The sequence below is a fragment of the Nocardiopsis tropica genome, from assembly GCF_042660575.1.
Lineage (GTDB): Bacteria > Actinomycetota > Actinomycetes > Streptosporangiales > Streptosporangiaceae > Nocardiopsis > Nocardiopsis tropica.
This window is the reverse complement of the sequence record NZ_JBHSUF010000015.1, coordinates 101,981-128,038: the sequence shown is the minus strand read 5'-3', so window position 1 is coordinate 128,038 and position 26,058 is coordinate 101,981. Positions and strand designations below refer to the sequence as shown.

General features: G+C 75.2%; 22 protein-coding genes. 9 read left to right on the top strand and 13 right to left on the bottom strand.

Going from position 1 to position 26,058, the window contains the following annotated elements:
• Positions 1 to 44: 44 nt before the first annotated feature.
• The 6 genes from ACFQBR_RS23590 to ACFQBR_RS23565 form a co-directional block, all read right to left on the bottom strand.
• Positions 45 to 1,412 carry an NAD-dependent succinate-semialdehyde dehydrogenase gene (locus ACFQBR_RS23590; protein ID WP_344182580.1) on the bottom strand — a complete coding sequence of 456 codons (1,368 nt, stop codon included), beginning with the start codon at positions 1,410 to 1,412 and terminating at the stop codon, positions 45 to 47.
• A complete protein-coding gene (locus ACFQBR_RS23585; RefSeq protein ID WP_267950439.1) occupies positions 1,409 to 2,710 on the bottom strand; it encodes a M20 family metallo-hydrolase in 1,302 nt (433 codons plus the stop codon). The genes ACFQBR_RS23590 and ACFQBR_RS23585 overlap by 4 nt, the downstream gene beginning before the upstream one ends.
• Before the next feature lie 63 nt (positions 2,711 to 2,773).
• Complete coding sequence (locus tag ACFQBR_RS23580; RefSeq protein ID WP_344182582.1) at positions 2,774 to 4,429, bottom strand: thiamine pyrophosphate-dependent enzyme; 1,656 nt, start codon at positions 4,427 to 4,429, stop codon at positions 2,774 to 2,776.
• 73 nt (positions 4,430 to 4,502) lie between these two features.
• Positions 4,503 to 5,132 carry an RraA family protein gene (locus tag ACFQBR_RS23575; protein ID WP_344182584.1) on the bottom strand — a complete coding sequence of 210 codons (630 nt, stop codon included), beginning with the start codon at positions 5,130 to 5,132 and terminating at the stop codon, positions 4,503 to 4,505.
• Positions 5,125 to 5,535: a RidA family protein gene (locus ACFQBR_RS23570; protein WP_267945601.1), complete on the bottom strand. Its 411-nt coding sequence runs from the start codon at positions 5,533 to 5,535 to the stop codon at positions 5,125 to 5,127. Before ACFQBR_RS23570 ends, ACFQBR_RS23575 begins: the two co-directional genes overlap by 8 nt.
• Positions 5,532 to 6,914 carry an MFS transporter gene (locus ACFQBR_RS23565; protein WP_344182586.1) on the bottom strand — a complete coding sequence of 461 codons (1,383 nt, stop codon included), beginning with the start codon at positions 6,912 to 6,914 and terminating at the stop codon, positions 5,532 to 5,534. Before ACFQBR_RS23565 ends, ACFQBR_RS23570 begins: the two co-directional genes overlap by 4 nt.
• Positions 6,915 to 7,187: 273 nt before the next feature.
• Here ACFQBR_RS23565 and ACFQBR_RS23560 point away from each other — a divergent pair, with 273 nt between their 5' ends.
• Positions 7,188 to 8,363 (top strand): RsbRD N-terminal domain-containing protein, encoded by a 1,176-nt coding sequence (locus ACFQBR_RS23560; RefSeq protein ID WP_344182588.1) that lies wholly within the window; start codon positions 7,188 to 7,190, stop codon positions 8,361 to 8,363.
• A 33-nt stretch (positions 8,364 to 8,396) separates the two neighbouring features.
• On the opposite strand, the gene ACFQBR_RS23555 is transcribed toward ACFQBR_RS23560, so the two are convergent.
• Complete coding sequence (locus ACFQBR_RS23555) at positions 8,397 to 9,563, bottom strand: helix-turn-helix domain-containing protein (RefSeq protein WP_344182590.1); 1,167 nt, start codon at positions 9,561 to 9,563, stop codon at positions 8,397 to 8,399.
• Between the two features lie 215 nt (positions 9,564 to 9,778).
• Here ACFQBR_RS23555 and ACFQBR_RS23550 point away from each other — a divergent pair, with 215 nt between their 5' ends.
• The gene (locus ACFQBR_RS23550; protein ID WP_344182592.1) at positions 9,779 to 11,095 is read left to right on the top strand and encodes an MFS transporter; all 1,317 of its coding nucleotides are present in this window, start codon (positions 9,779 to 9,781) and stop codon (positions 11,093 to 11,095) included.
• A 32-nt stretch (positions 11,096 to 11,127) separates the two neighbouring features.
• A complete protein-coding gene (locus ACFQBR_RS23545; protein ID WP_344182594.1) occupies positions 11,128 to 12,402 on the top strand; it encodes an ArgE/DapE family deacylase in 1,275 nt (424 codons plus the stop codon).
• A 109-nt stretch (positions 12,403 to 12,511) separates the two neighbouring features.
• Here the strand turns inward: ACFQBR_RS23545 and ACFQBR_RS23540 are convergent, their stop codons facing one another.
• The 3 genes from ACFQBR_RS23540 to ACFQBR_RS23530 all read right to left on the bottom strand — a co-directional run bounded on the left by ACFQBR_RS23540 (position 12,512) and on the right by ACFQBR_RS23530 (position 15,519).
• A complete protein-coding gene (locus tag ACFQBR_RS23540) occupies positions 12,512 to 13,381 on the bottom strand; it encodes an NAD(P)H-binding protein (protein WP_344182596.1) in 870 nt (289 codons plus the stop codon).
• 237 nt (positions 13,382 to 13,618) lie between these two features.
• Positions 13,619 to 14,548, bottom strand: coding sequence for an alpha/beta hydrolase (locus ACFQBR_RS23535; RefSeq protein ID WP_344182598.1), 930 nt, complete (start codon positions 14,546 to 14,548; stop codon positions 13,619 to 13,621).
• A 239-nt stretch (positions 14,549 to 14,787) separates the two neighbouring features.
• Positions 14,788 to 15,519: a GntR family transcriptional regulator gene (locus ACFQBR_RS23530; RefSeq protein ID WP_344182600.1), complete on the bottom strand. Its 732-nt coding sequence runs from the start codon at positions 15,517 to 15,519 to the stop codon at positions 14,788 to 14,790.
• 127 nt (positions 15,520 to 15,646) lie between these two features.
• Here ACFQBR_RS23530 and ACFQBR_RS23525 point away from each other — a divergent pair, with 127 nt between their 5' ends.
• Genes ACFQBR_RS23525 through ACFQBR_RS23500 form a run of 6 tightly spaced genes read left to right on the top strand, consistent with a single transcriptional unit; the run spans position 15,647 to position 22,316 of the window.
• A complete protein-coding gene (locus tag ACFQBR_RS23525) occupies positions 15,647 to 17,029 on the top strand; it encodes an MFS transporter (RefSeq protein WP_267945610.1) in 1,383 nt (460 codons plus the stop codon).
• Positions 17,026 to 18,099 carry an L-idonate 5-dehydrogenase gene (locus ACFQBR_RS23520; RefSeq protein WP_267945611.1) on the top strand — a complete coding sequence of 358 codons (1,074 nt, stop codon included), beginning with the start codon at positions 17,026 to 17,028 and terminating at the stop codon, positions 18,097 to 18,099. The genes ACFQBR_RS23525 and ACFQBR_RS23520 overlap by 4 nt, the downstream gene beginning before the upstream one ends.
• Positions 18,096 to 19,307 carry a D-mannonate dehydratase ManD gene (manD, locus tag ACFQBR_RS23515; protein WP_267945612.1) on the top strand — a complete coding sequence of 404 codons (1,212 nt, stop codon included), beginning with the start codon at positions 18,096 to 18,098 and terminating at the stop codon, positions 19,305 to 19,307. The genes ACFQBR_RS23520 and manD overlap by 4 nt, the downstream gene beginning before the upstream one ends.
• Positions 19,304 to 20,245 (top strand): PfkB family carbohydrate kinase, encoded by a 942-nt coding sequence (locus tag ACFQBR_RS23510; protein ID WP_344182603.1) that lies wholly within the window; start codon positions 19,304 to 19,306, stop codon positions 20,243 to 20,245. The genes manD and ACFQBR_RS23510 overlap by 4 nt, the downstream gene beginning before the upstream one ends.
• Positions 20,242 to 21,699, top strand: a complete 1,458-nt coding sequence (locus tag ACFQBR_RS23505; RefSeq protein WP_344182605.1) for a mannitol dehydrogenase family protein — start codon at positions 20,242 to 20,244, stop codon at positions 21,697 to 21,699. The genes ACFQBR_RS23510 and ACFQBR_RS23505 overlap by 4 nt, the downstream gene beginning before the upstream one ends.
• The gene (locus ACFQBR_RS23500) at positions 21,696 to 22,316 is read left to right on the top strand and encodes a bifunctional 4-hydroxy-2-oxoglutarate aldolase/2-dehydro-3-deoxy-phosphogluconate aldolase (RefSeq protein ID WP_344182607.1); all 621 of its coding nucleotides are present in this window, start codon (positions 21,696 to 21,698) and stop codon (positions 22,314 to 22,316) included. The genes ACFQBR_RS23505 and ACFQBR_RS23500 overlap by 4 nt, the downstream gene beginning before the upstream one ends.
• Before the next feature lie 153 nt (positions 22,317 to 22,469).
• Here ACFQBR_RS23500 and ACFQBR_RS23495 read toward each other — a convergent pair whose 3' ends face one another.
• From ACFQBR_RS23495 to ACFQBR_RS23485, 3 genes are all read right to left on the bottom strand, one after another.
• Complete coding sequence (locus ACFQBR_RS23495) at positions 22,470 to 23,522, bottom strand: hypothetical protein (protein ID WP_344182609.1); 1,053 nt, start codon at positions 23,520 to 23,522, stop codon at positions 22,470 to 22,472.
• Positions 23,523 to 23,878: 356 nt separating this feature from the next.
• Positions 23,879 to 24,481 (bottom strand): DUF1707 SHOCT-like domain-containing protein, encoded by a 603-nt coding sequence (locus ACFQBR_RS23490; RefSeq protein WP_344182611.1) that lies wholly within the window; start codon positions 24,479 to 24,481, stop codon positions 23,879 to 23,881.
• Between the two features lie 196 nt (positions 24,482 to 24,677).
• Complete coding sequence (locus ACFQBR_RS23485; RefSeq protein WP_352985897.1) at positions 24,678 to 25,853, bottom strand: MFS transporter; 1,176 nt, start codon at positions 25,851 to 25,853, stop codon at positions 24,678 to 24,680.
• Positions 25,854 to 26,058: the final 205 nt, after the last annotated feature.

The following is a 26,058-nucleotide window of genomic DNA, read 5'->3' as shown; positions in this document are numbered from 1 at the left end:
CCGCGCGTGGGAGGGGCGCACGGCACCGGGCGGGCCGGACGTGCTCAGCGCGTGCGGAGGAGCTTGCGGTTGACGAACTCGGCCATGCCGTACTCGCCCAGCTCGCGCCCCACCCCGGACGCCTTCACCCCGCCGAACGGCAGGTCGGCCTGGGTCCGCGACGGCGCGTTGACCGACACCATGCCCACGTCGAGCCGGTCGGCCACGGCCAGGGCCGCCTCCTCGTCCTCCCCGAACACGACGCTGCCCAGGCCGTAGGGGGTGTCGTTGGCCAGCTCCACGGCCTCGTCGACGGTGGCGACCCGGTGGACCACGGCCACCGGGCCGAAGATCTCCTCCCGGTAGGCGCGGGTACCGGGGGCGACCCCGGTGAGCACCGTGGGCTCGACGAACGCGCCCGGGCGGTCGGGGCGCCCCCCGCCTGTGAGGACGGTGGCTCCGTGGGCGACCGCGTCCGCCACCTGGCCGGCGACGTGCACGGCCGCGGCCTCCGAGGACAGCGGCCCCAGGTCCACCCCCTCCTCGGTGGGGTCGCCGACCCTCAGGCGCGCGACCGCGTCCACGAACCCCTCCACGAACGCGTCGTACACCTCGTCCAGCACGATGAACCGCTTGGACGCGGTGCACGCCTGGCCCGCGTTGCCCATCCGCCCGGCCACGGCGGCGCGGACCGCGCGCCCCAGGTCGGCGTCGGGCAGGACGATGAACGGGTCGGATCCCCCCAGCTCCAGCACGGTCTTCTTCATGGCGCGCCCGGCGACCTCGCCGACGGCGCGCCCCGCCCGCTCCGAGCCGGTGAGCGAGACCCCCTGGACCGCCGGGTGCTCGATGATCCGGACGCACTGCGCCTCGGTGGCGTACAGGTTGGTGTAGACGCCCTCGGGGAGGCCCGCGTCGGCGAGCAGGCCGGCGACGGCCCCGGCCGACTCCGGGCAGCTCGGCGCGTGCTTGAGCAGGACGGTGTTGCCGAGCGCGATGTTGGGCGCCGCGAACCTCGCCACCTGGTAGTGGGGGTAGTTCCACGGCATGATCCCGAGCAGCGCGCCGATGGGCTCCGTGCGCACGGTCGCGGTCCCGTGGGACACGTCCAGGACCCGGTCGGCGGTGAACGCGGCGGCGTTCTGCGCGTAGTAGTCGTAGATCCGGGCGCACAGGTCGACCTCCCCGAGCGCCTCCGCCGTGGTCTTGCCCATCTCCCGGGTGATGATCCCGGCCAGGCGCTCGCGGCCGGCCCGGTAGCGCTCCGCCGCCGCGGCCAGGTACGCGGCGCGCTCCGCGACGGGGCGGAGGCGCCAGGTCCGGAAGGCCCTCCCCGCGGCTTCGACGGCGGTGTCGACCTCCGCGTCCGTGGCGGTCGGGAACCTCCTGACGAGGCGTCCCGTGGCGGGGTCGGTGACGGCGTACTCGGTCATGCTCGGTTCCTTCCGGGAACGTGGGGTGCGGCGTTCTCCAGCTCTCCGGCGCCCAGGCGGCGGGTCACGTCGGTGAGCACCTCCAGTCCGGCGAGGAGGTCGGCGTCCTCGGTGTACTCGCCCTCGTTGTGGGAGACCCCGCCCGCCGAGGGGACGAAGAGCATCACGGTGGGCACGCGCTCCTTCATGTTGATCGAGTCGTGCCCGGCGACGGTCATGATCTCACCGCTGCGCAGGCCGAGCCGCTCGGCGCTGGCACGGGCCAGTTCGACGCCCTCGGGCTGGTAGGGGTTGACGCCCCAGGAGTGCGAGAGCGTGCGCTCGACGGTGACGTTCGCGGCCGCCTCGACGCGGGCGACCTCGGCGAGCAGGAGCTCGTCGGCCTCGGCGAGGACGGCCTCGTCGGGCGAGCGGAGGTCGAGCAGGAGCGTGGCGCGGGAGGGCACCACGACCGGGGAGTTGGGGTACACGTCGAGGCGGCCGACGGCGGTGTGCAGGACGCCGGGGAACCGGTCGGCGAGCTCGCGCGCGGCGACCACGAGCATGGACGCGCCCACGAGCGCGTCGCGGCGGTCCTCCATGGCGGTGGCGCCGGAGTGGGCCTGTTCGCCGTGGACGGTGATCTCGTACTTGCTCGCCGCCCAGCTGGCGCCGACCAGGCCGATGGTGGTGCCGGAGTTCTCCAGGAGGCGCCCCTGCTCGATGTGGATCTCGGCGCACAGGACGGCCTCCGGCCCGTCGCCGTCACCGAGGAACCCGGTGGGGGCCAGGGCCTCGGCGACCGTGGTGCCCGAGCTGTCGCTCGCGGCGAGGGCGGTCTCCAGCGGCAGCTTGCCGGTGTAGACGGCGCTGCCCATCATGGACGGCGTGAACCGGGAGCCCTCCTCGTTGAACCAGTTGACCACGGCCAGGTTGTGGACGGGGGGCGCCTCCGCGCCGTCCTCGGCGGCGATGCGGAAGACGGCGTGGGCCGCGGCCAGGACCCCGTAGGCGCCGTCGTAGCGCCCGGCGGTGGGCTGCGAGTCCATGTGGGACCCGACCACGACGTAGGGGGCGCCGGGCACGCGCTCCAGGAGTCCGAACTGGTTGCCGACGCGGTCGTAGACCACGCGCAGCCCGTTCTCCTCCAGCAGGCCCGCGAACCAGCGGCGCTGGGCGTTGTCGGCCTCGCTCGCCGCCTGGCGGTCGACGCCGCCCGAGGGGGTGGCGCCGAAGGAGCTCATGGTCTCGAAGTCCCGCAGGAAGCGGGCGTCGTCGGCCGCGGGGTCGCGCGGCGGTCGGGGCGGGCTGGAGGTCATGGCCTCGTTCCTCTGCTCGTCGGGCACGGGTGGGTGGTGTCGGTGCGGGGCGCCGGCCCCGGGTCAGGAGGCGCCGGGGGCGCGGACCGCGGGGTCCTGCCTGACGTGCAGGACCGCGGGGAGCCCGCTCTCCAGGGCCCGGCGCAGGGCGCCCCGGAAGTCGGCGGTGGCGGTCACGGTCTCCCCGTACCCGCCGTAGGAGCGTGCCAGTGCGGCGAAGTCGGGGTTGGTGAGGTGGGTGCCGGAGGGCCGCCCCGGGTAGTGCCGCTCCTGGTGTTCGCGGATGGTCGCGAAGACGCCGTTGTCGACGACGATCGCCGTGAACACCGCACCGTAGCCGATCGCGGTGGCGATCTCCTGGCCGTTCATGAGGAAGCACCCGTCCCCGGCGACGGAGACCACCTGGCGCCCGGGCCGCACGAGGGAGGCGGCGACGGCGGCCGGGATGCCCATCCCCATCGCGCCGTTGCGGGGCGCCAGGAGGGAGCGGGCGGACCGGTGCTCCAGGTAACGGGCGGGCCAGACCGCGTGGTTGCCCGCGCCGTAGGTGATGACGGCGTCGTCGTCGAGCTCCTCGCGCAGCACGCCCATGGCGGCGGTGAGGTCGACGAAGCCCCCGTCGTCGGCCGCCGCGACCGGGGTGGAGAAGGCGGTGTGGGCGTCCCGGGCCCCGGCCAGGCGCCCGGGGTCGTGCCGGACCGGTGCGCCCCCGGCCTCGGCGAGGGCGGCGACGAACCCGGCGGGGTCCGCGACGAGGTGCTGGTCCAGTCGCCCGCTGTGTCCGAGGGGTTCGCCGGGGAGGACGACGACGGTCTCGGCCCGGCCGCCCCGGGTGTAGCCGTCGCTGAGCACGTCGGTGCGGCAGGCGCCGACGAAGAGGGCGAGGTCGGCGTCGTCGAGGAGTGCGGCCGCGGCGTCGGAGCGGCCGTAGCCGAGCGAGCCCGCGTAGGGGCTGTCGGCGCCGTCCAGCCGGTGGGGCACGGCGTCGTAGGCGCGGAAGTCGGCGAGCACCGGGATGTCGCGGGCGGCGGCCCAGGCGGCCAGCGCCGCGCCGTCCGCGTCGGTCCAGTTCTCGCCGCCCACGACGACGACGGGCCGCTCGGCCCGGTCGACGCGGGCGAGGGCCCGGGCGAGCGCGTCGGCGTCCGGGCGGCCGGACGGCAGCGCGCGGGGCTCCACCGTGTCCGCTCCCCCGGCGGAGAGCCGGATCACGTCCTCGGGCAGGCCGACCACGACCGGCCCGGGGCGGCCCGAGCGTGCGAGGCGCACGGCGTCGGAGACCACCCGGGCCGCCGCGGCCGGGTCGTCCAGGGTGACCACGGCCTTGGCTGTGCTGCCGAACCACGCGGTGAGGTCGAACTCCTGGAACGCCTCCCGCCCCCGGTCGGCGACGGGGATCAGCCCGACGAACAGCACGAGCGGCGTGGCGTCCTGGTGGGCGGTGTGCACGGCGATGAACGCGTTCGCCGCGCCCGGCCCGCGGGTGACCATGGCGACGCCCGGGAGGCCGGTGAGCCGGCCCTCGGCCAGGGCCATGAACCCGGCGCCGCCCTCGTGGCGGGTGACCACGGTGGTGACGGAGGAGTCGTGCAGGCCGTCGAGCACGTCGAGGTAGGACTCCCCCGGTACCCCGTAGACGCGCTGGACCCCCTCGCGTTCGAGCTGGGCGACGACGAGGTGGCCCGCCGAGCGCGGGCGGGCGGGGTCGGTGGTGGACATGAGGGGCGGTGCCTTCTTCCTGGTGGGGCGGTTCGGGGCGCGGGGAGGCCGTCGGACTCCCCGGTGGGGCGGGTCAGAGCGCGAGGAGGCCGGTGAGGGGTTCCCCCGCGCGGATGCGGGCCACGAGGCCGGGCTCGTCCCGGTCGGAGCGCAGGGCGCCCTCGACCAGGGACCGGTCGAAGGTGCGCGGGTCGACCACGAGGAGCCCGTTCTCGTCTCCCAGGACGAGGTCGCCGGTCCGCACGCGCACCCCGCCGACGGTCACGGGGGCGCCCACCGCCTCGGTGGCGGTGCCCAGGCGCTTGGTGGTGCGGCAGGTGGAGCCCCGCGCGTAGACGGGGAGGCCGCTGTCCCTGAGCGCCGCGAGGTCGGTGACGGGGCCGTCCACGACGATCCCCGCGCCGCCGCGGGCGGAGACCGCGGCGGCGGTGACGGCGCCGATGGGCGCGTGCGCCCCGCCGTCGACCCCGACGACGAGGACGCCGCCCCGGGGCAGCCGGACGAGGGCGCGGTTGACCGCGAGGGCGTCGGGTTCGGCGAGGTGGACGGTGAGCGCCTCACCGCCCATGCGCGGGGCGCCCGGGGTGACGGTGCGCACGGCGGGGTCGCAGAACCCCTCCTCCAGGACGTGGCCGAGGGTGGGCAGCTCCACCCCGGCCAGCGCCCGCAGGAGCGCGGCGGTGCCGGGTCCGGTGTCAGGCATCGGCGGCACCGGTCCCCCCGCCGGGGCGGTCGGCGAGGACCGCGACGCAGTCGATCTCCAGCGCGACTCCCCACAGGGACACGCAGACGGTCGTGCGCGCGGGGAGCGCGTCGCCGAACGCCGCCCGGTAGACCCGGTTGTAGGTCTCCAGGTGGCCGGGGTCGGTGAGGTAGCCGTTGACCTTGACGACGTGGGCGAGGGAGCTCCCGGCCGCCTCCAGGACGGTGCGGAGGTTGTCGAGGGTGCGCGTGAGCTGCTCCTCGAACGTGGCGGGGGTCGCGCCGTGCTCGTCGGAGGGCAGCTGCCCGGAGGTGTACACGAAGCCGTTGGCGACGACCGCGTGGGAGAACGCGCCCACGGGCGCGGCGAGTCCGTCGACCGCGCCGAGTCTGCGGGGGGTCACGCCCGCACCTCCGTCCCCGCGGTCCCGTCCGCCCCGGTGGCGTCGGCGGCGTCGAAGTCCTCGCCTGCGACGGACTTCAGGAGCAGGAGCGCCATGAGGGACAGCAGGGAGGCGCCGAGGATGTACCAGGCGATCGACGAGCTCTGCCCGGTGAGCGAGAGCAGTCCGACGGTGACGGCGGGCGTGATCGCGGAGCCGAGGAGGCCGGACAGCATGTACGCCACGGACAGGCCGGAGTAGCGGATCCGGGAGCCGAACTGCTCCGCGAGGAAGGTGGCGATCGGGCCGTAGTTGGCGGAGAAGGCGACCATCATCAGGGCGTAGGCGGCGAAGACGAGCGCGGCCGAGCCGGTGTCGAGCATCCAGAAGAACGGGAACGCCAGCAGGGCCTCGGCCGCCACACCGGCCAGGATCACGGGCTTGCGCCCCACGCGGTCGGAGAGGCGCCCGAAGGCGGGGATGGCCACGAAGGCCAGGGTGCAGGCCACCAGGACCGCCCACAGCATGAGGTCCTCGGAGTGCCCCAGTTCGGCGGTGCCGTAGTTGACGCCGGAGGTGACCAGGAGCGTGAAGGTGGAGCCGGTGGACAGGGTGGCCACGCCGCCCAGGAGGACCTGCTTCCAGTAGTGGCGCATCAGGTGGGCGAACGGGAGCTTCGCCTTGGCGCCCTGGTCCTTGACCTGCTGGAAGCTGGGGGTCTCCTCGATGTTGAGCCGGATGTAGATGCCGACGCCGACGAGGAGGGCGGACAGCAGGAACGGCACGCGCCAGCCCCACGTCAGCAGGGCGTCGTGGTCGACGGCGGCCAGGACGCCGAGGAAGGCGAGGTTGGCGATGAGGGTTCCCGCCGGGACGCCGACCTGGACGAGCGAGCCGAACCAGCCCCGCTTGTGCGGGGGCGCGTGCTCCACCGTCATCAGGACCGCGCCGCCCCACTCGCCGCCCAGGGCCAGGCCCTGGACGAGGCGGAGGGTGAGCAGGAGCAGCGGGGCGGCGACGCCGATGGCCCGGTAGTCGGGGACCAGGCCGATGGCGACGGTCGCGGCGCCCATCGTGATGAGGGAGACGAGCAGCATCGACTTGCGGCCGAGGCGGTCGCCGAAGTGGCCGAAGAGGACCGCGCCGACCGTGCGCGCCACGTAGGCGGACGCGAAGGTCAGGAAGGCGAGGATGGTGCCGACCGCGCCGTCGAGGTCGGGGAAGAAGACCTGGTTGAAGACGAGGGCGGAGGCGGTGCCGAACAGGAAGAGGTCGTACCACTCGACGGTGGTGCCGATGACGCTGGCGGTCGCGATCCTCTTCATCTTCGCGGGCGCGAGGCGGTCCCGGCCCGCTGCCGCGGGGTCGGCGCCGACGGGGGGTGTGGGGCTTGCGGTCATGGAGGTCTCCGGTTGAGCTGTGGAAACAGCGCGGTGTGTCTCGGCTCATACTCGGTGCGCCGCAGGTCGGAGCTCAATCGGCATTCACACACGATTTCCCCGCCAGACTGTGTAAATGCACACGGGCCCACGGTCCTTTTGCGGGGGAAACCGCCGACCGAGCAGAATAGCCCCAGGTGGAGGGGGGTTTGCGAACTCCCGGCACGCCCCCACCGGCGCCGACCCCTGGCATTTCTCCCATGTATCGCCCAGATGACGTTTTCGGAGGGCCCGATGACCGCCGAACCCGGCCCCGCGCACACCGCGCCCGGCCCCCCGACGTGGGCGCGGATGCTCGAACTCCTCGCCGAGGACCGCGAGAACCTCGTGGACGACTTCCTGCGGCGGCTGGGGGACCTCGGCGGCTACACCGGCGGCGCGGTCCCCGAGGACGACCTGCGCAGGACCGCCTCCGACACCCTCGACATGCTGATCCGCCGGATCGCGGGCGCCCCGCTGCCCGCCCGCCTGCGCGGCCTGCCGGAGCGGCTCGGCGTGCGCCGGGCGCGCCAGGGGGTCCCCAGGGAGAAGCTGCTGGAGGCGGTCCGGCTCGACTTCCGCGTGATCTGGGCGGGGCTGGTGCGGGCGGGCGGCCCCGGGTCGTCGGAGGTCCTGGTGCTGCACGCCGAGGAGATCCTGACGACGGTGGAGGAGTACATCAGCGACGTGCAGGCCGCCTTCCTGGAGGAGCGGGCCGTCCTGGCCCGGGACTCGCGCGCCGTGACGGCGCAGGCCTTCTCCCGCCTGCTCAACTCCGGGGAGCGGTCGGCGGAGGTCGCCTCGGAGGTGGCGGCCGTGCTCGGCCTGCCCGAGCACGGCCGGTTCGAGGTCGCCTTCGTGGCCGCGTCCTCCGCGGCCCGGGGCGGGGCGCAGGCCCGCATCACCCGGGAGCGCGAGCGGGGACGCCACCTGAGCTGGGAGTTCGACGACGGGATCGCGCTGGTGAGGGAGGTCGGCGGGCCCGGGTGGGCGGCCTCCCTGGAGGGGGTGGCGGGCGGCCTGGTGGCCGACGCGGCCGGGCTGGCCGCGGTCCCCGCCGCCGTCGGGGCGGCCAGGGTCCTGTCCCGCTACGCCGGGGAGCGCGGCGGCCTGGTCCGGGAGGACGACGTGTGGTTCGCGGTGGCGGGCGACCAGGTGCGCCGCGTGCTGCCGGGGTTCGGGGGCGGCGCCGCGGCGCGCCTGGCCCGGCTGGCGCCCGGGCCCAGGGCGAGGCTCATGGAGACGCTCTCCCACTACACGGCCACGGGCTCGGTCAAGGACACCGCGGCGTCGCTGTACTGCCACCGCAACACGGTGGTGAACAGGCTCCAGGCCTTCCGCGAGGTGACGGGGCTGGACCTCACGGTCCCCCGCGAGGCGGCGCGCGCCCTGGTCCTGTTCGCGCCGGAGCACCCGCCCGGCCGACCCTGACGGCGCCGGCCCGACCGGGTCCCGGGCCGGGCATCAGGAGGGCGGGTCCGCCTCGGCCCCGCGTCCGCGCGCCGCCTCCAGGGACAGCAGGACGAGCGCGCCGTCGCCCGGACGCGCGGGGTTCCTGCCGGTCAGCTCCTCGAACCGGCGCAGGCGGTTCAGGACCGTGTTGCGGTGGCAGTACAGCGCGTGCGCCGCCTCGCTGACCGACCCCCGCTCCAGCACCGCCAGGGCCGTCTCGACCAGGGCCGACCGCTCCCTCTCCGGAAGCCCGTCGAGCGGGGCGAGGACCTCCTCCGCCAGGACCTCCGCCACGTCGCCGAGCTCGCGGACGACGACGGCGGGCCAGTCGGAGCGCACCAGCAGGGCGCGCCCGTCGCCCGGTCGCACCGCCCTCGCGAGCCTGGCGGCGACACGGCGCATGCGGGGGATCTCGGCGACGCCGCGGGCGGTGGGCGCGAGCCCCACGGGCAGGCCGAGCAGCCACTCGGGGGGCGCGCCTCCCGGGTCGGGGCACCGCAGGAGGGCCAGGACCTCGCTGTCCAGGTCCACGAGCATGTCGTCCGCCCCCGCTCGGGCGGCGGCCGCCCGCAGCTCGGCCTCGCGGCCGGGCGCGGCGACCGCGACGGCGAACAGGTCGCGGGCGTCCGCGTCCAGGGCCCGTGCGACCTGCCGGACCAGGTGGGGGTCCTGCCGCTCCGCCTCGAACAGGCTGCGCAGCAGGAAGACCCTCTCGTGCTCGGCCTGCCTGCGCATCGCGGTCAGCTCCGCGAGGTACCCGGAGTGGACGTCGGTGAGGTGGAGCTCCACCGCGTCCCAGATCGGGAGCACCCCGTCGCTGAACGCCACCAGGTCCTCGTCGGACACGTGCTCGCGCAACGCGTTCCAGATGAACCGGAAGTCCATCCGCACCGCGCGCAGCAGGGACTCCAGCGGGATGCCCTGGCGGGCGCGGCGCCGGCCCACCTCCCGGGACAGGGAGCGCCGGTCCGAGGTCACGGGCAGTCCGGCCACCAGCCGGAGGAGGTACTCCAGGGACTCGCGCGCGGTGGCCAGCAGCTCCTCGTCGGCGATCGCCGCCTCCGGGTACCCGGTCACCCCGCGCACCTCCAGAAGGTAGGCGCGGGCGAGGGCGTCGACCTCGCGCAGGCACGCGCGCAGGGCCACGGCCCCGGGGGAGCCTTCTTCGGACCAGGACACGGGGACTCTCCTCGTTGTGTGTTCGCACAGTCGAACGCGCGAGGCGGTTGGGGATGACCATTGTCCAGGTCACCCGATCCCCCTGATCATGGACTACAGCGGGGGCGGCGCCACGCCGCCCCCGCTCCCCGTGCGCCCCCTCCCGTTGGGGGACGGCACATCCGGTGAACCGACGAGGGGTGCCGAGCAGAGCACCGCCGAACGAAAGGCCCCCAATGGACTCCCCAGCACCGCCCCCCGGCGGAACGAAGACCGTCTCCGGAGCGGACGCCTCCCGCATCGCCTGGGCGGCGTTCGTCGGCACCGCGCTGGAGTGGTACGACTACTTCCTCTTCGGCACCGCCGCCGCCCTGGTGTTCAACCGGCTGTTCTTCACGGAGCTGGACAGCACCGCGGCCACGCTCGCCGCGTTCGCCACCTTCGGGGTCGGGTTCGCCGCGCGCCCACTGGGCGCCCTGCTCTTCGGGTACATGGGCGACCGCTTCGGCAGGCGGCCGGCCCTGCTCACGACGATCGTCATGATCGGCTGCGCCACCGGCCTGATCGGCCTGCTGCCCGACTTCGGCTCCATCGGCCTGGCCGCGCCCGTCATGCTCACCGTGCTGCGACTCCTCCAGGGCCTGGCCGTGGGCGGGGAGTGGGGCGGCGCCGTGACCATCGCCGTCGAGCACGCCCCGATCGAGACCCGGGGCCGGTTCGCCGCCCTGGTGCAGGTCGGCTCCCCCGTGGGCACGCTCGTGTCCTCCGGCGCGTTCGCCCTCGTCCTGATGCTGCCCGGCGAGGCCTTCGACGCCTGGGGGTGGCGCCTGCCGTTCCTCGCCGCGTTCCCGCTCCTGGGCATCGCCCTGTACATCCGCCTCAAGGTCGAGGAGTCGCCCATCTTCCAGGACCTCGTCGAGCAGGAGGAGCGCTCCAGGATCCCCGCCCTGGACGTCTTCCGCCAGGCGGGCGGCCGTCTGCTGGTCGCCGTCGCCGCGGCCATGCTGGGCGTCGGCGGGTTCTACATGATCACCACGTTCGTGGTCAGCTACGGCACCAACACCCTGGGCGTCGACCGGAGCGTCATGGTCAACGCCACCCTGGTCGCCGCCGCCCTCCAGATCGTCGTCACCGTGTTCGCCGGGCGCCTGGCCGAGCGCTTCGGACCGGGCCGCATGACCGTGGCGGGCTCGCTGGCGACCGCCGCCGCGGCCTTCCCGCTGTTCTGGCTCATCGACACGCGGGACCCCCTGGCCATCGTCCTCGCGGTCACGGCCGGCATCGCCCTGGTCACCATCGCCTACGCCGTCACCGGCGCCCTGCTCACCGACCTGTTCCCGCCGCACCTGCGCTACAGCGGGGTCTCCCTGGGCTACAACCTCGCGGGGGCGCTGACCGGGTTCCTGCCCCTGATCGCCACCGCCTTCCTCGCCGCCTCCGGCAACGCCTCCTGGTCCGCCGCGCTCATCCTCGTCGTGATCGCGCTCCTCTCGGCGGTCGGCGGCGCCTACGGGGAGCGCCTGCGCATCACCGACAAGTCCATCGTCTCCTGAACCGCACCGCCCCGAACGAGAGGAACCACCCCATGCACGCCGACGATGCCCGCAGGATCTGCGACGCGGTCGACGCGGCCTTCGACGCCCAGCTGGAGCTGACGGCCGAACTGGTCCGCCACCCGTCCCTGCGCACCCGCGAGGGCTCCGCCCAGGACCTGCTGTACGCCGAGATGGAGCGGCGCGGCTTCGCGATGGACCGGTGGGAGCTGGACGCCGCACAGCTCTCCGAGCATGTGGGCTACGGGCCGAGCACGGTCTCCTACGAGGGCGTGACGAACGTGGTCGGCACCTACCGGCCGACCGAGCACACGGGGCGGTCCCTCATCCTCAACGGGCACGTGGACGTCGTCCCCGAGGGCCCGGAGGAGGCGTGGTCGCGCTCCCCGTGGGACGCCCCCGTCATCGACGGCTGGCTCCACGGCCGGGGCAGCGGGGACATGAAGGCGGGCCTGGTCGCCAACCTGTTCGCGTTCGACGCGGTCCGCGCCGCGGGCCTCTCCCCCGCCGCGCCCATCCACTTCCAGTCGGTGGTCGAGGAGGAGTGCACGGGCAACGGGTCGCTGTCCGCGCTCATGCGCGGGTACACGGCGGACGCCGTCGTCATCCCCGAGCCCGAGGAGGACATGCTCGTCCGCGCGAACACGGGGGTCATCTGGTTCACGGTCCGCGTGGCGGGCGTCCCCACGCACCCGCGCGAGATGAGCTCCGGTTTCAACGCCATCGACGCCGCCCACCACGTGATGGGCGAGCTGCGCCGCGTGGAGGAGCGGTGGAACGCCGAACGGGGCTCCCACCGCCACTTCGAGGACCTCGACCACCCGATCAACTTCAACCTGGGCACGATCAGGGGCGGCGACTGGCCGTCCAGCGTGCCCGCCTGGTGCGAGATCGAGGTGCGGGCCGCCCTCTACCCGGGCGTCACCGCCGACCAGGCGTGGGAGGAGCTGACCGGCGCGCTGGAGTCCGTCACGTCCGACGCCCAGGGCCACCCGATCTCCGCCGTGGCCACCCGGACCGGGTTCTACGCCGAGGGCTACGTCCTGGAGGAGGGCAGTGAGGCCGAGGCCGTGCTCGCCCGGTCCCACGAGCGGGTGTTCGGGTCCGAGCTCCGGAGCTTCACGACCCCCGGCTACCTGGACGGCCGCGTCTTCACGCTCTACGGCGACATCCCCACCCTCGTCTACGGTCCCGTCTCCGAGGCCATCCACGGGTTCGACGAGCGCGTGGAGGTGGAGTCCGTCCGGCGGATCACCAAGAGCATCGCCCTGTTCATCGCCGACTGGTGCGGCACCGCGCGGGCGTAGCACCCTCCCGCCCGGGACGGCCGCCCTTGCGGAGGCCGTTCCGCCGTGAGTGGGAACGGCCTCCGGGCGCACCTCCGCCGTCCTTCGGGGGCGCGCCCGGGACGGCCCCTCAGAGGAGGGGTCGCAGCTCGTCCTGGCACCACGCGGCCAGGGTGGTCGGCGTCGTGGTCGCCGCGGTGCGCGACTGCTCCGGCCTGAAGCCGTCGCGCAGCCCGGTGGACATGCCCATCACCGCCTCGACCAGGCCGGGGCCCAGGCCCGCCCCCGCGAGGGTGTCGCGCATCCGCTCGTCGGCGATGCGCTCCGCCCGCACGGGACGGCCGGTGACGTCGGCGACGACCGCCGCGGCCTGCTCCCAGGACAGGTCGGCGGGGCCGTGCACGGCCTGGACGACCCGGCCGGTCCACCCGGGGTTGAGGAGTCGGCCCACGGCCACCTCGGCGATGTCGCGCGGCGCGACCCACGGCATCGGGTGGTCCACCGGCAGCACGACCCGGATGGCGCCGGACCGGATGGAGTCCAGCTCCATCAGCAGGTTGCTGAAGAAGAAGCCGCACCTGAGGTGCACCACGTCCGCGCCGGTGCCGTCCAGCAGCTGCTCGGTGCGGGCCAGCCCGTCGATCTCCCCCGCGCCCGAGCGGCGCTCCGCGCCCACGCTGCTCAGGAAGACGACGCGGCGGATCCCGTTGGCGGTGACGGCGCGCGCGGCGTGCGCGCCGAAGCGGGCGTACGCGGCGACCGGGTCGTCGGTGGGGGTGGGCGGATCGACCCAGAACAGGGTGTCGACGCCCGCGGTCGCGGCCACGACCGCGGCCCCGTCGCCCTGGTCCACGGCGACCGGGTCCACCAGGCCGGCGAGGGCCGGGTCGAGGCGGGCGGGGTCGCGCATGAGCAGCAGCGGGCGCGCTCCGGCCCGGACGAGGCCGTTGACGACGTGGCGGCCCACGGTGCCGGTGGGGGTGGTCACGGCGATGCGCATCAGGTGTCTCCTCGTGCTCGTGTTCCGCGGGGTCGCGGTTCGCCTCGCACGGTACGAGGGGTTGCGGCCGGAATCCGGCCACAACACGGGAGGCCGGCGGATCGGTCCGGCGGCCCCGTGGCTCCCGGCCGTGCCGGCGGCCGGGCGGAGGCCGGCGGGCGGCCCCGGACCGCCCGTGGGCGGACTCCGGCGGCGGCTCCGGGGCCGCGGGCCCTCGCGCTCCGGGGCCGGAGCGCGCTACGCGTTCCCGGCCGAGACCACCCGGGCGAGCCATCCCCTGCTCCGGCGGGAGAAGTCCTCGGACACGGGGGCGTCGGGCGCCCAGGCCTCGAAGCCGTGGGGCGCGCCGGGGGCGACCTCCAGCTCGCAGTCCACCCCCGCCTCGCGCAGCCGGCGCGCGTAGCCGGTGGCCTCCTCGAAGAACAGGTCGATGTCGCCCACGCCGATCCACGCCGGGGGCAGGCCCCGGAGGTCGTCGCGCCGGGCGGCCGCGGCGTAGGGCTCGGCCTCGCCCCCCGGCTCCCGGCCCAGGTAGGCGTGCCAGCCGAACCGGTTCAGGCGGTTGTTCCAGACCCAGTGCCGCTCGCCGTCCAGCTCGGTCCGGGCCGCGGTCCGGTCGTCGAGCATCGGGCAGCCGAGCAGCTGCGCGCGGGGCTGGACCCCGCCGCGGTCGTGGAGCCTCTGCACCAGGCACGCGGCGAGTCCGCCGCCCGCGCTCTGCCCGCCGACGACGATCCGGTCCGCGTCCACCCCGAACCGCTCGCACGAGCGCTGGAACCAGTCCCAGGCGGCGACGCAGTCGTCGGACGCGGCCGGGAAGGGGTGCTCCGGCGCGAGCCGGTAGTCGACCGAGACCACGACCAGGCCCGTGTCGCGCGCGGCGGTGGAGCAGAACCGGTCGTCCTGCGAGGGCTGGCCGATGACCAGCCCCCCGCCGTGGATCCACAGCAGCCCGGCGCCGGACGCGCCGGCCTCCGGCTCGTAGACGCGCACGTCGACGCCGTCCTCGGACAGGTCCCGGAACCGCACGCCGTCGACGACCGCGTCGCGGCCGAGGCCGCGCTGGGCCGCCCTGAGCAGGTTGCGCAGCCGGGGCCGGTGCAGGGGCAGGGCGGGCACCCGCTTCACCGCCTGCCGCAGTTCGGGGTGCACCTTCGCCAGTTCCATGGACCGCTCCCGTCGACCGCCGCTCCCACGCGGCCCCGCCTCGTCACCGCCAACCTACTGCCCGCGTCCGCCGGGCCCGCGACCGGTCACCGGCTCAGGGATCCGTCCCCTTCCGCGTACCCGCTCCCGGGGTGCGGGGCCCCCGCGGGCCGGGGCACGGCGGGCGCGGGAGCGCCGTCCGGGCCCGTGTGCCCACCGGCGCGGGAACCTCGCGTCCCCCGTTCGGCGCGGGAGCGCCCCTACCTCAGCGAGGACACGCTCCGCCGGACCGGGCGCCGGGGGCGCCCGTCCGAGAAGTACTCGGGCGAGACCGCCCGGATGCGCTCGACGTCCTCGAAGACGGCGCGCAGGTGCGAGCGGAGCGCCCGGACCGCGTCGTCGAGGTCGCCCGCCTCGATCGCGTCCACCACCTGCGTGTGCTGCTCGGCGAGCACCCCCATCGGCCGGGTGTCGATCAGGCTCAGCCTGCGCGCGCGGTCCAGGTGGGCCTTGGCCGCGTTCACCGTCCCCCAGGCGCTCTCGTGCCCGGCCAGGGCCAGGAGGGCCCGGTGGAACTCCTCGTCCAGCTCGAAGAACCGGTCGTGGTCCCCCGCGGCCTCGGCGTCGCGCTGCGTTTGGAGGTTGGCCCGCAGGTCGGCGATGTGCTCGGGCGAGAAGGGGGGCCGCGCCTGGGCGAGGGAGGTGCACTCGACCGCCTCCCGGATGAACTGCGCCTGGGCGACGCGTTCGGGGTCCACGAGCGAGACGAAGCTCCCGACCTGCGGGTACACCTCCACCAGGCCCTCCTCCCGCAGGAGGATGAGGCTCTCGCGCACGGGCGTGCGGCTCACCGCGAGCTCGGCGGCGAGCTCGTTCTCGGACAGCGGCGCCCCGGGCTTGAGCTCCAGGGTGATGACCGCGCGACGGAGGGTGTCCAAGGTGCGGTCCCGCGCGGACAGCAGTGGTCCCCCGGATCGGGTGTCGTCAGCCATGTCCGGAAGTCTACCGCCATTGACTCCACTGGTATACCAGTGCTTGTATGCCAGTTGCCACGACGTTCACATCCGGTTTCCCGGCGATGTCACCGCAGGTCGAAGCCGCCCGACGAAGGAACCTCCCATGACCGAACAGGCGCCTCCCACCCCCGTGGGGCAGGGCGAACGCAGCACACGGGACCTCACGAAGGCCTCGGTCTCCGGATGGCTCGGCACAGCCATGGAGTTCATGGACTTCCAGCTCTACTCCCTGGCCGCCGCCCTGGTCTTCAACCAGATCTTCTTCCCCGACCTCAACCCGGCGGTCGGCCTGATCGCGGCGATGGGCACCTACGGCGTCGGGTACGTCGCCCGCCTCGCCGGAGCGGTCTACTTCGGCCGGATGGGCGACCGCCTGGGGCCGAAGAAGGTCCTGTTCATCACCGTCGCGCTCATGGGCGTCTCCACCACGCTGATCGGCGCCCTGCCGACCTACCAGCAGGTGGGCCTCCTGGCCCCGATCATGCTCGTGGGCCTGCGGCTGGCGCAGGGCTTCGGCGCGGGCGCCGAGATCGCGGGCGCCACGGTGATGCTCGCGGAGTACGCGCCCGCCCGGCGGCGCGGGTTCATCGCCTCCCTGGTGTGCCTGGGGACCAACTCCGGCACCCTGGCCGCCTCGGCGATCTGGGCCGTCCTGGTGTTCGCCCTCTCCGAGGCCGAACTGCTGGCCTGGGGCTGGCGCATCCCGTTCCTGGCCAGCGCGCTCCTCCTGCTCCTGGCCCTGTGGATCCGCCACTCCGTCAAGGAGAGCCCCGTCTTCGAGCAGCGCGAGGACATCGTCGACGGCGTGGCCATGTCCCGCGAGGAACTCGCGGCCACCGCCGTCGAGAAGGACAAGAGCACCCTGGAGGCCGCGCTCCACCAGCGCAAGGGCCGCGCCTTCCTGATCGCCCTGGGCCTGCGCTTCGGCCAGGCGGGCAACTCCGGCATCGTGCAGACGTTCCTGGTCGGCTACCTCAGCGCCACCCTGCTGATGGACGGCTCGGTCGGCACCTCCGCCATCGTGTACGGCTCCCTGCTCGGCTTCGTCACCGTCCCCCTGGTCGGCGTGCTGGGCGACCGCTTCGGCCGCCGCCCCCTCTACTTCTGCCTGACGATCGCGAGCATGCTGTTCGCCGTGCCCATGATGCTGATGATCAACTCCGGCGACGTCGTCCTCGTGACCGTCGCGATGGTCGTCGGGCTCAACCTCTCGGTCCTCGGCCTGTTCTCCGTGGAGAGCGTCACCATGGCAGAGCTGTTCGGGGCGCGCACCCGCTTCACCCAGCTGGCCCTGGCCAAGGAGATCGGGGGCGTCCTCGCCACGGCCATCGGCCCGGTGCTCGCCGCGACGCTCACCGCCGTGACCGGGTCCTGGTGGCCCCTGGCCGCCATGATCATCGCCTACTCGCTGATCACGCTCGTCTCCACGTACCTCATGCCCGAGGTGCGCGGACGCGACCTGGTCCGACTGGAGGACGCCGTATGAGGGCCGTGACCGTCCACGGGGCCGGAGACCTGCGGGTCGACGAGCGCCCCGACCCCGTCGCCCCGGAGGGGCACGTGGTCGTCGCCGTCGAATGGGGCGGGATCTGCGGGTCCGACCTCGCCTACTGGCGCCACGGGCGCTCCGGCACCGCCGTCCTGCGCGACCCCCTGGTCCTGGGACACGAGATCGCCGGACGCGTCGCCCGGGTCGGCCCCGGCGTGAGCGGCGTCGAGGAGGGCCTGCCCGTCACCGTGCACCCGGCCGAACTCGTCGGCGACGGGCGCATGCCCGAGAGGCTGGCCGGACGCACCAACCTGTACCCGCGGGTGCGGTACTTCGGATCGGCCGCGTTCCACCCGCACACCGACGGCGGCTTCAGCGAGTTCAGGGCGGTGCGCGCCGACCAGCTGCGCCCCCTCCCCGCGGGGGTCGGCACCCGCGAGGGGGCTCTGGCCGAGCCCCTGGCCGTGGCCCTGCACGCCGTGTCCCGCGCCGGGGACGTCGCCGGCAGGGACGTCACCGTGAACGGCGCCGGGCCCATCGGCTGCCTCGTGGCCGCGGCCCTCAAGCACGCCGGGGCCGGACGGGTCACCGTGGCCGACATCAGTCCCGCGTCGCTGGCGGTCGCCCGGGCCATGGGCGCGGACGGGCTCCGCGACGTCTCGCTGGGCGAGCCGCTCCCCGAGGACGCCGAGATCGTCATCGAGGCGTCCGGGGCGCCGGGGGCGCTCGGCCCCGTGCTGCGCTCGACCGCCAGGGGCGGGACGGTCGTCCAGGTGGGCAACCTCCCCGGCACGGAGGCCGCCGCGGTCCTGGGCGACCTCGTCACCAGGGAGATCACGTGGAAGGGCTCCTACCGCTTCTCCCACGAGATCGACGACGCCCTCACCGCGATGGCCGAGGGCCTCGACGTCCGCCCGCTGATGACCCACACTTTCCCCCTGGACCGCGCCGAGGAGGCGATGCGGGTCGCCGCCGACCCCGCCTCGGGAAGCAGCAAGGTCATGCTGCGGTTCGGCCCGGACCCCGACCCCACCGACCCCGCACACCCCCGGAAGGACCTCCTGTGAAGATCACGGACGCGCGCGTCGTCGTCTCCTCGCCCGGCCGCAACTACGTCACCCTGGTCATCGAGACCGAGGACGGCGTCACCGGCGTCGGCGACGCCACCCTGAACGGGCGCGAGCTGTCGGTCGCCTCCTACCTGCGCGACCACCTGTGCCCGCTCCTCATCGGCCGCGACGCGCGCCGCATCGAGGACACCTGGCAGTACCTCTACAAGGGCGCCTACTGGCGGCGCGGCCCGGTCACGATGACCGCGATCGCGGCCGTGGACGTGGCCCTGTGGGACATCAAGGGCAAGGCCGCCGGGATGCCCGTCTACCAGCTGCTCGGCGGCGCCGCACGCGACGGCGTCATGGTCTACGGCCACGCCAGCGGATCCTCGCTCGACGACCTGTCCCAGGACTTCCAGCGCCACCTCGACCTGGGGTACAAGGCGATCCGCGTCCAGGCGGCGGTGCCCGGCCTGGACAAGACCTACGGCATCGCGGGGGCCGGCGGCCGGGTGTACGAGCCCGCCAACGCCAACCGGCCCCAGGAGGACTCCTGGGAGACCTCGCTCTACCTCGACTTCGCGCCGGAGATGCTCCGGCACATCCGCGAGGAGTTCGGCTACGGCACGCACGTGCTCCACGACGTCCACCACAGGCTCAGCCCGATCGAGGCGGGCCGCCTGGGCGCGGCGCTCGAACCCTACCGGCCGTTCTGGATGGAGGACCCGACGCCGGCGGAGGACCAGTCGGCCTTCCGCCTGATCCGGCAGCACACCACCACCCCCGTCGCGGTCGGCGAGGTCTTCAACTCGGTCTGGGACTGCCAGCAGCTGATCACCGAACGGCTCATCGACTACATCCGCACCTCGGTCTCCCACACCGGGGGCATCACCCACCTGCGCCGCGTGTTCTCGCTGGCGGACCTGTACGGGGTGCGGTCGGGGTCCCACGGCGCCGGTGACCTGTCACCGGTCGCCATGGCGGCGGCGCTGCACGTCGACCTGAGCATCCCCAACTTCGGCATCCAGGAGTACATGGGCCACACGGGCCCCTTCGAGGAGGTGTTCCGCACCGGCTACACCTTCTCCGACGGGTACATGCACCCGGGCGAGGCGCCGGGCCTCGGCGTGGAGTTCGACGAGGAGGCGGCCTCCCGCCACCCCTACGACCCCCGGTACCTGCCGGTCAACCGGCGTCTGGACGGAACGGTGCACGACTGGTGAGCGCTCACGAACTCGACGTCGTCGTCCTGGGGGAGATCCTCCTGGAGGTGGCCACCGACGAGCCGGTGGCCCACGGGGTCCCCGCCCGCCTCGGGGTGTCCGGCGACGCCCTCAACGTCGCCGCGGCGGCCGCCCGGGCCGGCGCCCGGACCGGCCTGGCCGCGGTCCTGACCGACGACCCCCTGGGGCGGTCGATCGCCGACCGCGTCGCCGAACTGGGGGTCTCCACGGCGCTGCTGCGCTTCCGTCCCGGACAGCAGGGCGTCTACCTGGTCCACAGCGACCCCGAGGGGGAGCGGGCGTTCTCCTACGCCCGCAGCGGGAGCGTCGGATCGACGCTGTGCCCCGCCGACCTGGACGAACAGGCCCTGGCCGCCGCCGGGGCGGTCGTGGCCTCGGGCATCGCCTGCGCCGTCTCCGGGAGCGCGCACGAGGCCGTCCGGGCCGCGGCGCGCCTGGCCCGCAGGTTCGTGTTCGACCCCAACCACCGGCCGGCGCTGACCACGCGGGAGGCCGCGGCCGCGGTCCTGGCCGAGTTCGCGCCCCTCGCCCACCTCGTCACCCCCTCCCATCCGGGGGAGACCTCGTCCCTGCTGCGGAGCGCCTCCCCGGCGGAGGCCGCCCGGCGCCTCCTGGAGGCGGGGACCCGGCACGTCGCGGTGACGTGCGGCTCGCGCGGCGTGCACCTGGCCACCGCGGAGGGCGAGACCTGGGTCGACGCGGTCCCGGCGCCCGTGGTCCTGGACCAGACCGGCGCCGGGGACGCGTTCCTGGGAACCCTGGCCGCGCGCATGGTCCTGGGCGACGGGTTCGCGGACGCCGCCCGGCTCGCCGCGGCCGCCGCCAGCCTCAACGTGGGCGGCCGCGGCGGGACGGGGCTGCTCCCCACCCTGGAGCAGGCGCGCGCCCACGCCGCGCGGACGGGAGCACGGCGATGAGCAGACTGACCCTGGACTCGCTCGTCCGCTCCGGGCGCTCCCCGTCCCTGGACCGCGGCGCCCTGCGCACCGGGGTGGTCCACCTCGGCGCGGGGGCCTTCTTCCGCGCCCACACGGCCGTCTACACCGAGGACGCCATGCTGGCCACCGGGGACACCTCCTGGGGAATCAGCGCGGTGACCGGGCGCTCGGCGCGCGTGTGGGAGCAGATGGCCCCGCAGGACGGGCTGTTCACCGTCACGGAGCGCGGCCCGGGGAGCGGGGCCTCCCGCGTGGTCTCCGCCGTCACCGAGACGCTCGCCGGGCCGCGCGACCCCCTGGCCGTGGTGGAGCGCGTCGCGGCCCCGGGCACCCGGGTCGTGACCCTCACCGTCACCGAGAAGGGCTACCGGGCCGACCCCCTGACCGGGCGCCTGGACGTACGGGACCCGGCGGTGCGCGCGGACCTGGAGGGCGCTCCCCCGCTCACCGCGGTCGGCCGGATCGCGCGGGGCCTCCAGCTGCGCATGCTCCGCGACGCGGGCCCGGTCTCCGTGGTCTCCTGCGACAACCTGTCCGGGAACGGGGACCGCCTGGGGTCGCTGGTCGCGGACTTCGCCGACGCCCTGCCCGGGGCCGAGGGCGAGCGGCTGCGGGCCTGGACGGCGGAGTCGGTCTCCTTCCCCGACACAATGGTCGACCGGATGGTCCCGGCGACCACCGCGGAGGACCTCGACCTGGTCGAGGGGGCCCTGGGCCTGCGCGACGAGGCCGCCGTGATCGCCGAGCCCTTCCGCCAGTGGGTGGTCGAGGACCGCTTCGCGGCGGCCCGCCCCCCGTGGGAGCGCGCGGGGGCGCTCCTGACCGGCGACGTCCGCCCCTGGGAGGAGGCCAAGCTCCGCGTCCTCAACGCCGGCCACTCGCTGCTGGCCTACCTGGGGCTCGCCCTCGGGCACCGCACCATCGCCGCGTGCGCGGCGGACCCCGTCGCGGCGGAGGCGGCGCACCGGCTCGTCCACGAGGAGGCCCTGCCCTCGCTGCGCCTGCCGGACGGCCTCGACGGCCCCGCCTACGCGGAGTCGGTCCTGGCCCGGTTCGCCAACCCCGCCCTGGGTCACACGACCGCCAAGGTCGCGGCCGACGGCTCCCAGAAGATCGGGCCGCGCCTGCTCCCCACGGTCCGGGCGGTGCTGGACCGGGGAGGCGAGCCCCGCTGGAGCGCCCTGGCGGTGGCGGCCTGGATGCACCACGTCGCCGCGGCCGGCCCCCGGGTGGAGGACCCCCTGGCCGCCACCCTGGCCGGACTGCTGCCCGACCGCAGGCGCGCGGCGGACGTGGTCCCCCGGCTGATGGAGGCGGGGATCTTCCCCGGGGAGCTCGTCTCCGACGGGCTCTTCACCGGGCTCGTGGCCCACTGGTACGGGGTCATCGACTCCGCGGACACCCTCGCGCTGGGCAAGGAGATCGCGCTGTGACGCCGACGGAAACCGTCCTGGACCGCTCTCCGGTCATCCCCGTGGTCACGGTCGAGGACCCCGGCCGGGCCGTCCCCCTGGCGGAGGCGCTCCTGGCGGGCGGTGTGGGGATCGTCGAGCTCACCCTGCGCACCCCCGGGGCCCTCGCCGCCGTCCGCGCGGTCGCCCGCGGGGTGCCCGGCGTGCTCGTCGGGGTCGGGACGGTGCTCACGCCCCGCCAGGCGGACGACGCCGTCGAGGCCGGGGCCGACTTCCTCGTCACCCCGGGCACCACGCCGGGCCTGCTGCGGCACCTCGCCCGGAGCGGGATCGCCGCCCTGCCCGGGGTGGCGACCGTGAGCGAGGTCCTGGCGGCCCGGGAGGAGGGGTTCCTGGCGCAGAAGGCCTTCCCCGCCTCGGTCCTGGGTCCGGGGTTCCTCCGGGCGGTGGCCGGGCCGGTCCCCGACGTCGTCTTCTGCCCGACCGGCGGGATCACGGCCGACAGCGCCCCCGACTACCTGGCGGCTCCCAACGCGGCGTGCGTGGGCGGGAGCTGGCTCACCCCGCCGGACGCGGTCCGGGACGGGGACTGGGAGCGCGTCACCCGGCTCGCCGCCGGAGCGGCCGCGCTCCGCTGACCCGCTGCCCGGCCGGAGGCGGCGGCGGTGCCGGCCGGAGGTCCGGCGGTCCCGCCGCCGTCGCGGGCGCCCCTTCCCGGGGCCTCAGGACGGTGGCGGCGGGACCGGGTGCGGAACCCGCCCCCTCGCGGGCGCGCAGTCGCGAAAGCGGCCTCACACTCCTGCCCCGGGTGCTCGCCGCCCCTCCTCGCGGGCGCGCAGTCGCGCGTAGAGCACGGGGAGCGCGGCCCCCACCGGCGGCACGACCGCCACGGGGAGCAGGACGAGCGCGATCGCGGCCGGGAGGTAGTGGGCCAGGGTCGCGGTGGTGAACCTGTTCCCGTCGCTGAGCCGCATCACGGCCTCCCCGGCCGGGGCGGCGAGGGGCGAGGCCGCGACGAGGAGGAGCAGGAACCCGGTCACGACGACCGCGGCGATCAGCAGCCAGGGTCCGAGGGCCACCGTCCGCGCACCGCCGGTCAGCCGCCACGAGCGGCGCAGCGCCCCCGCCGTCCGTACGTCCTCGAACACCACGGCGGAGGGGGCCAGGGAGAGGCGGACCACGAGGTAGGGGCCCACGCACCCGGCGGCGAGGGGCAGGCCCAGACCCACCGCCCAGTCCGCCGCGCCGAAGCCGGTGAAGGGGGCGCCCGGCCGCTCGACGCCGGGGATCAGGCCGCTCGCCAGGGAGTCGAACAGGAAGGCCCCCGCCGAGGCGGACACGACGACGCCCAGCCCGGTGGCCAGCTGAGCCGCGAGGACGCGGAGCATGTACGGACGGGCGCGCCGCCACAGGCCGCCGGCGGGAGGGGCGGCGCGGTCGGGCAGGGCGTCCCGCACGGCCACGGCGTGCGCGGTGAACAACAGGGTGAGAACCACGGCCGCGAGCAGGAGCAGCAGGAACACCACGAGCATCCCGTTCATCGTGAACGCGACGTCGATGTCGCCCGTGGCGGAGAACGGGGGGACCTCCGCCTCCTGGTTGGACCGCACGCGCTCCCGCAGGAGCTCGAAGGCGTCCCAGGTCAGGGCGAAGCCCAGGACCGCGATCGCGGCCACGCCGCAGGCGGCCAGGGCCGTCACGGCCAGGGCGGAGCCGTACAGGGGGCGCCGGAGGCGGACGGTGGTCGCCAGCGCCTCCCCCAGCAGGCCCGGGGCCCTGCCCTCCCTTGGGGCCCTGCCCTCCTCCGGGGCCGGGGCGGCCCGGCCCTCCGCGCTCCCCGCCATGTCGGCCCGTCCCTCGTCTCTCGCACCGGAACGGCCGGGGCGCGACCCGGTGGGGCCGCCGCCGCACCGGTCCGGTGGTTCGGTGGTCCGCCGCGCCGCGCACGTCCCGATCGCGTGCCCGGTCGGGGGGATCAGCGGGTTCGGCACGATACCAGCCGGTCTGCGGGCCCTGGACCTGCCGGGGGCTGCCCGCGCGCGGCGGTCCGGCCCCTCCGGGGCCGCCGGATCCCACGCGGTGGGAGGGCGGGCGGCAGGAGGCCGGGCGGCGGCACGCGGGCGCGAGGGCCGTCGGCGGGCCCGCTCCGCCGCTCCCGGCGGGCCCGGCGCCCGCCCCGGACGCCCGGCACGGGCCCCGGTCAGCCCTGCAGCTTGCGCCGTTCCCAGCGGTTGGGGTGGCGGACGACCACGCCCGCCATGCCGCCGGACCCGGTGAGGCGGATCAGGGGGGTTCCCGGAAGCCGGTCGGGGGTGGTCTTGTCCTTCAGACCGCCGAGGCCGGGGTTCATTCCGCCGGTCTCCGCGACCCAGCCGTCGGGGATCACGATCGTGACACCGGCCGCGTCCCCGTACGCCTCCACCACGACCTCCCGGAGGCGGCACTCGGCCCGGGAGAAGTCGATCTTCACGCCTCCCAGGCCCCCGCGTGCGATCACGTGCCCGGGGACCTCCCAGCGCTCCGGGCCCCGGGACGCGCCGTGCACGCCGCCGTTGAGCTCCAGCGGCGGCAGGTCCACGGCGGACTCCGGCCTCGGCAGGTCGGCGGTCAGGGCGGCGAGCTCGTCGTGGGTCTTGGAGTTCAGCGCCTGCTCCAGGCGCGAGTCCAGCTCGTCGAGGTCGATGCGGCCCTCGGCCGCCGCGTCGCGCAGCTGTTCCACCACCGCTTCCCGGTCGTCGTGGGAGGCACGGAGCCCTCCTGTGGAGGTGGGGCGCGGAGAGGATTCCGAAGGCTGGGAGGTCATGGCAACAAGGATAGACAGGCGGAGAACCGGGACGGAACTGCCCACCGCTGTCCGGTCCGCCGGGGGTTCCCGCAGGTGCGCGAGGGCCTCCTCGCGTACACGGGCGGAGGCGCTCCGCCCGCCGTCCCCGGTAGGCACGGGGGCGGTGCCGCACGGGGCGGCCCGGCCGGGGCCGCGCTTCGGTCGCGGCCCCTGCTCAGGCGGCCGTGACCGCCGCCGCCAGCAGGACCGCGGCCGAGAACAGCAGCGCCCCGGGCGCACCGGCGGTGCCCGCCATCGCCGCGGCGGCGGCGGGGATGGCCACCTGGCCGAGCCGGTTCCCCCAGATGCGCAGGGCCAGGGCCGCGCCCTTCCCCTGCGCCGGCGCCGCGGTGGCGACCTCCGCCATGGTCAGGGGCTGCCCCAGTCCCAGCAGGAAACCACCGGCGACGAGGACGGCGCCCAGGGCGACCGGCCCGCCGTTGGGCACCGCGACCAGCGCCAGGGAGATCGCCGCCACGGCGGTGCTGGCCACGATCAGCTGCTTGCGCGACCACCGCGCGAGCAGGCGGGAGAGCATCAGCCGCGAGAGCAGGGAGCTTCCCGCCCGCAGGCTCAGCAGGACCCCCACGAGCACGGGCGGGATGCCCCGGCTCTCGGCGATCAGCGGGAGGTACGCGGTGAGGATGTCCACCGCCGAGAGCAGGGCCAGGCTGGCCAGGAGCGCGGACGGCATACCGGGCCTGCGCAGGAGTGACAGGGTCGGGACGGGCCCGGGGGCGACGCCCCCGGAGGGGGCCGGGGAGCGCAGGCGCAGCAGGAAGAGGATCGGCAGGAAGCCCAGGACGGCGGTGGCGCAGGCGATCACGAGCGCCGTCGACGTGGCGGAGAGCAGGGCCGGGCCGGAGGCGTCGGCGAGGACCGCCCCGGAGATGAGCGGTCCGGCGAGCTGGCCCAGCGACGCGGCGGCCGTGAACCAGCCGAAGTCGCGGTCCAGGTTCTCCGGCGGGGAGAACCTGGCGATGAGCCCCTGGCCCGCGACCATGCACAGCAGGTGGCCCACCCCGACCACCGTGCTGGCGACCGCGAGGGAGACCAGGCCCGTCGTGGCCGCCAGGAACACGCAGCCGGCGGCCAGGATGAGCGCTCCCAGCCCGACGATCCAGGCGGTGCGCCGGGCGCGGTCCGTGGACCGGCCCAGGGGGACCGCGATGAGCAGGGGGAGCAGGGCGTACGCGGCCGTGACCAGGCCGACCGCCACCGCGTCCCCGCCGACGGCGATGGTCCGGTAGGAGATGAGCGGCCGGGCGAGGTTGAGGGCGGTGTGGGTCAGCACCACGCTTGCCAGGAGCGGCCACAGCCATGCCTGTCCCGGTGACCGCCCGACCCCCATGAAGCCCCCTCCAGACAACCGCTTTCATCCCATGCGCACCGTGAGTCCCAAGAGACACAGAAATCGCAGGTGCGAGCGGATCATCCCATGACACCCCTTGCGTACCGGCGAGCGGCCCCGGGCACGGGACCGCTCCGCCCCTGCCGCGGGGTTCCGGCGGGCCCCGGCGACGCCCTCGGCCTCGATGGAGACCGAGGTCCTGGCG

What these genes read in the sequence shown, in the direction of transcription:
- ACFQBR_RS23590 (WP_344182580.1), bottom strand. Translation starts at nt 1,412, where the DNA reads ATGACCGAGTACGCCGTCACCGACCCCGCCACGGGACGCCTCGTCAGG.
- ACFQBR_RS23585 (WP_267950439.1), bottom strand. Translation starts at nt 2,710, where the DNA reads ATGACCTCCAGCCCGCCCCGACCGCCGCGCGACCCCGCGGCCGACGAC.
- ACFQBR_RS23580 (WP_344182582.1), bottom strand. Translation starts at nt 4,429, where the DNA reads ATGTCCACCACCGACCCCGCCCGCCCGCGCTCGGCGGGCCACCTCGTC.
- ACFQBR_RS23575 (WP_344182584.1), bottom strand. Translation starts at nt 5,132, where the DNA reads ATGCCTGACACCGGACCCGGCACCGCCGCGCTCCTGCGGGCGCTGGCC.
- ACFQBR_RS23565 (WP_344182586.1), bottom strand. Translation starts at nt 6,914, where the DNA reads ATGACCGCAAGCCCCACACCCCCCGTCGGCGCCGACCCCGCGGCAGCG.
- ACFQBR_RS23560 (WP_344182588.1), top strand. Translation starts at nt 7,188, where the DNA reads ATGACCGCCGAACCCGGCCCCGCGCACACCGCGCCCGGCCCCCCGACG.
- ACFQBR_RS23550 (WP_344182592.1), top strand. Translation starts at nt 9,779, where the DNA reads ATGGACTCCCCAGCACCGCCCCCCGGCGGAACGAAGACCGTCTCCGGA.
- ACFQBR_RS23545 (WP_344182594.1), top strand. Translation starts at nt 11,128, where the DNA reads ATGCACGCCGACGATGCCCGCAGGATCTGCGACGCGGTCGACGCGGCC.
- ACFQBR_RS23540 (WP_344182596.1), bottom strand. Translation starts at nt 13,381, where the DNA reads ATGCGCATCGCCGTGACCACCCCCACCGGCACCGTGGGCCGCCACGTC.
- ACFQBR_RS23535 (WP_344182598.1), bottom strand. Translation starts at nt 14,548, where the DNA reads ATGGAACTGGCGAAGGTGCACCCCGAACTGCGGCAGGCGGTGAAGCGG.
- ACFQBR_RS23530 (WP_344182600.1), bottom strand. Translation starts at nt 15,519, where the DNA reads ATGGCTGACGACACCCGATCCGGGGGACCACTGCTGTCCGCGCGGGAC.
- ACFQBR_RS23525 (WP_267945610.1), top strand. Translation starts at nt 15,647, where the DNA reads ATGACCGAACAGGCGCCTCCCACCCCCGTGGGGCAGGGCGAACGCAGC.
- ACFQBR_RS23520 (WP_267945611.1), top strand. Translation starts at nt 17,026, where the DNA reads ATGAGGGCCGTGACCGTCCACGGGGCCGGAGACCTGCGGGTCGACGAG.
- ACFQBR_RS23505 (WP_344182605.1), top strand. Translation starts at nt 20,242, where the DNA reads ATGAGCAGACTGACCCTGGACTCGCTCGTCCGCTCCGGGCGCTCCCCG.
- ACFQBR_RS23495 (WP_344182609.1), bottom strand. Translation starts at nt 23,522, where the DNA reads ATGGCGGGGAGCGCGGAGGGCCGGGCCGCCCCGGCCCCGGAGGAGGGC.
- ACFQBR_RS23490 (WP_344182611.1), bottom strand. Translation starts at nt 24,481, where the DNA reads ATGACCTCCCAGCCTTCGGAATCCTCTCCGCGCCCCACCTCCACAGGA.
- ACFQBR_RS23485 (WP_352985897.1), bottom strand. Translation starts at nt 25,853, where the DNA reads ATGGGGGTCGGGCGGTCACCGGGACAGGCATGGCTGTGGCCGCTCCTG.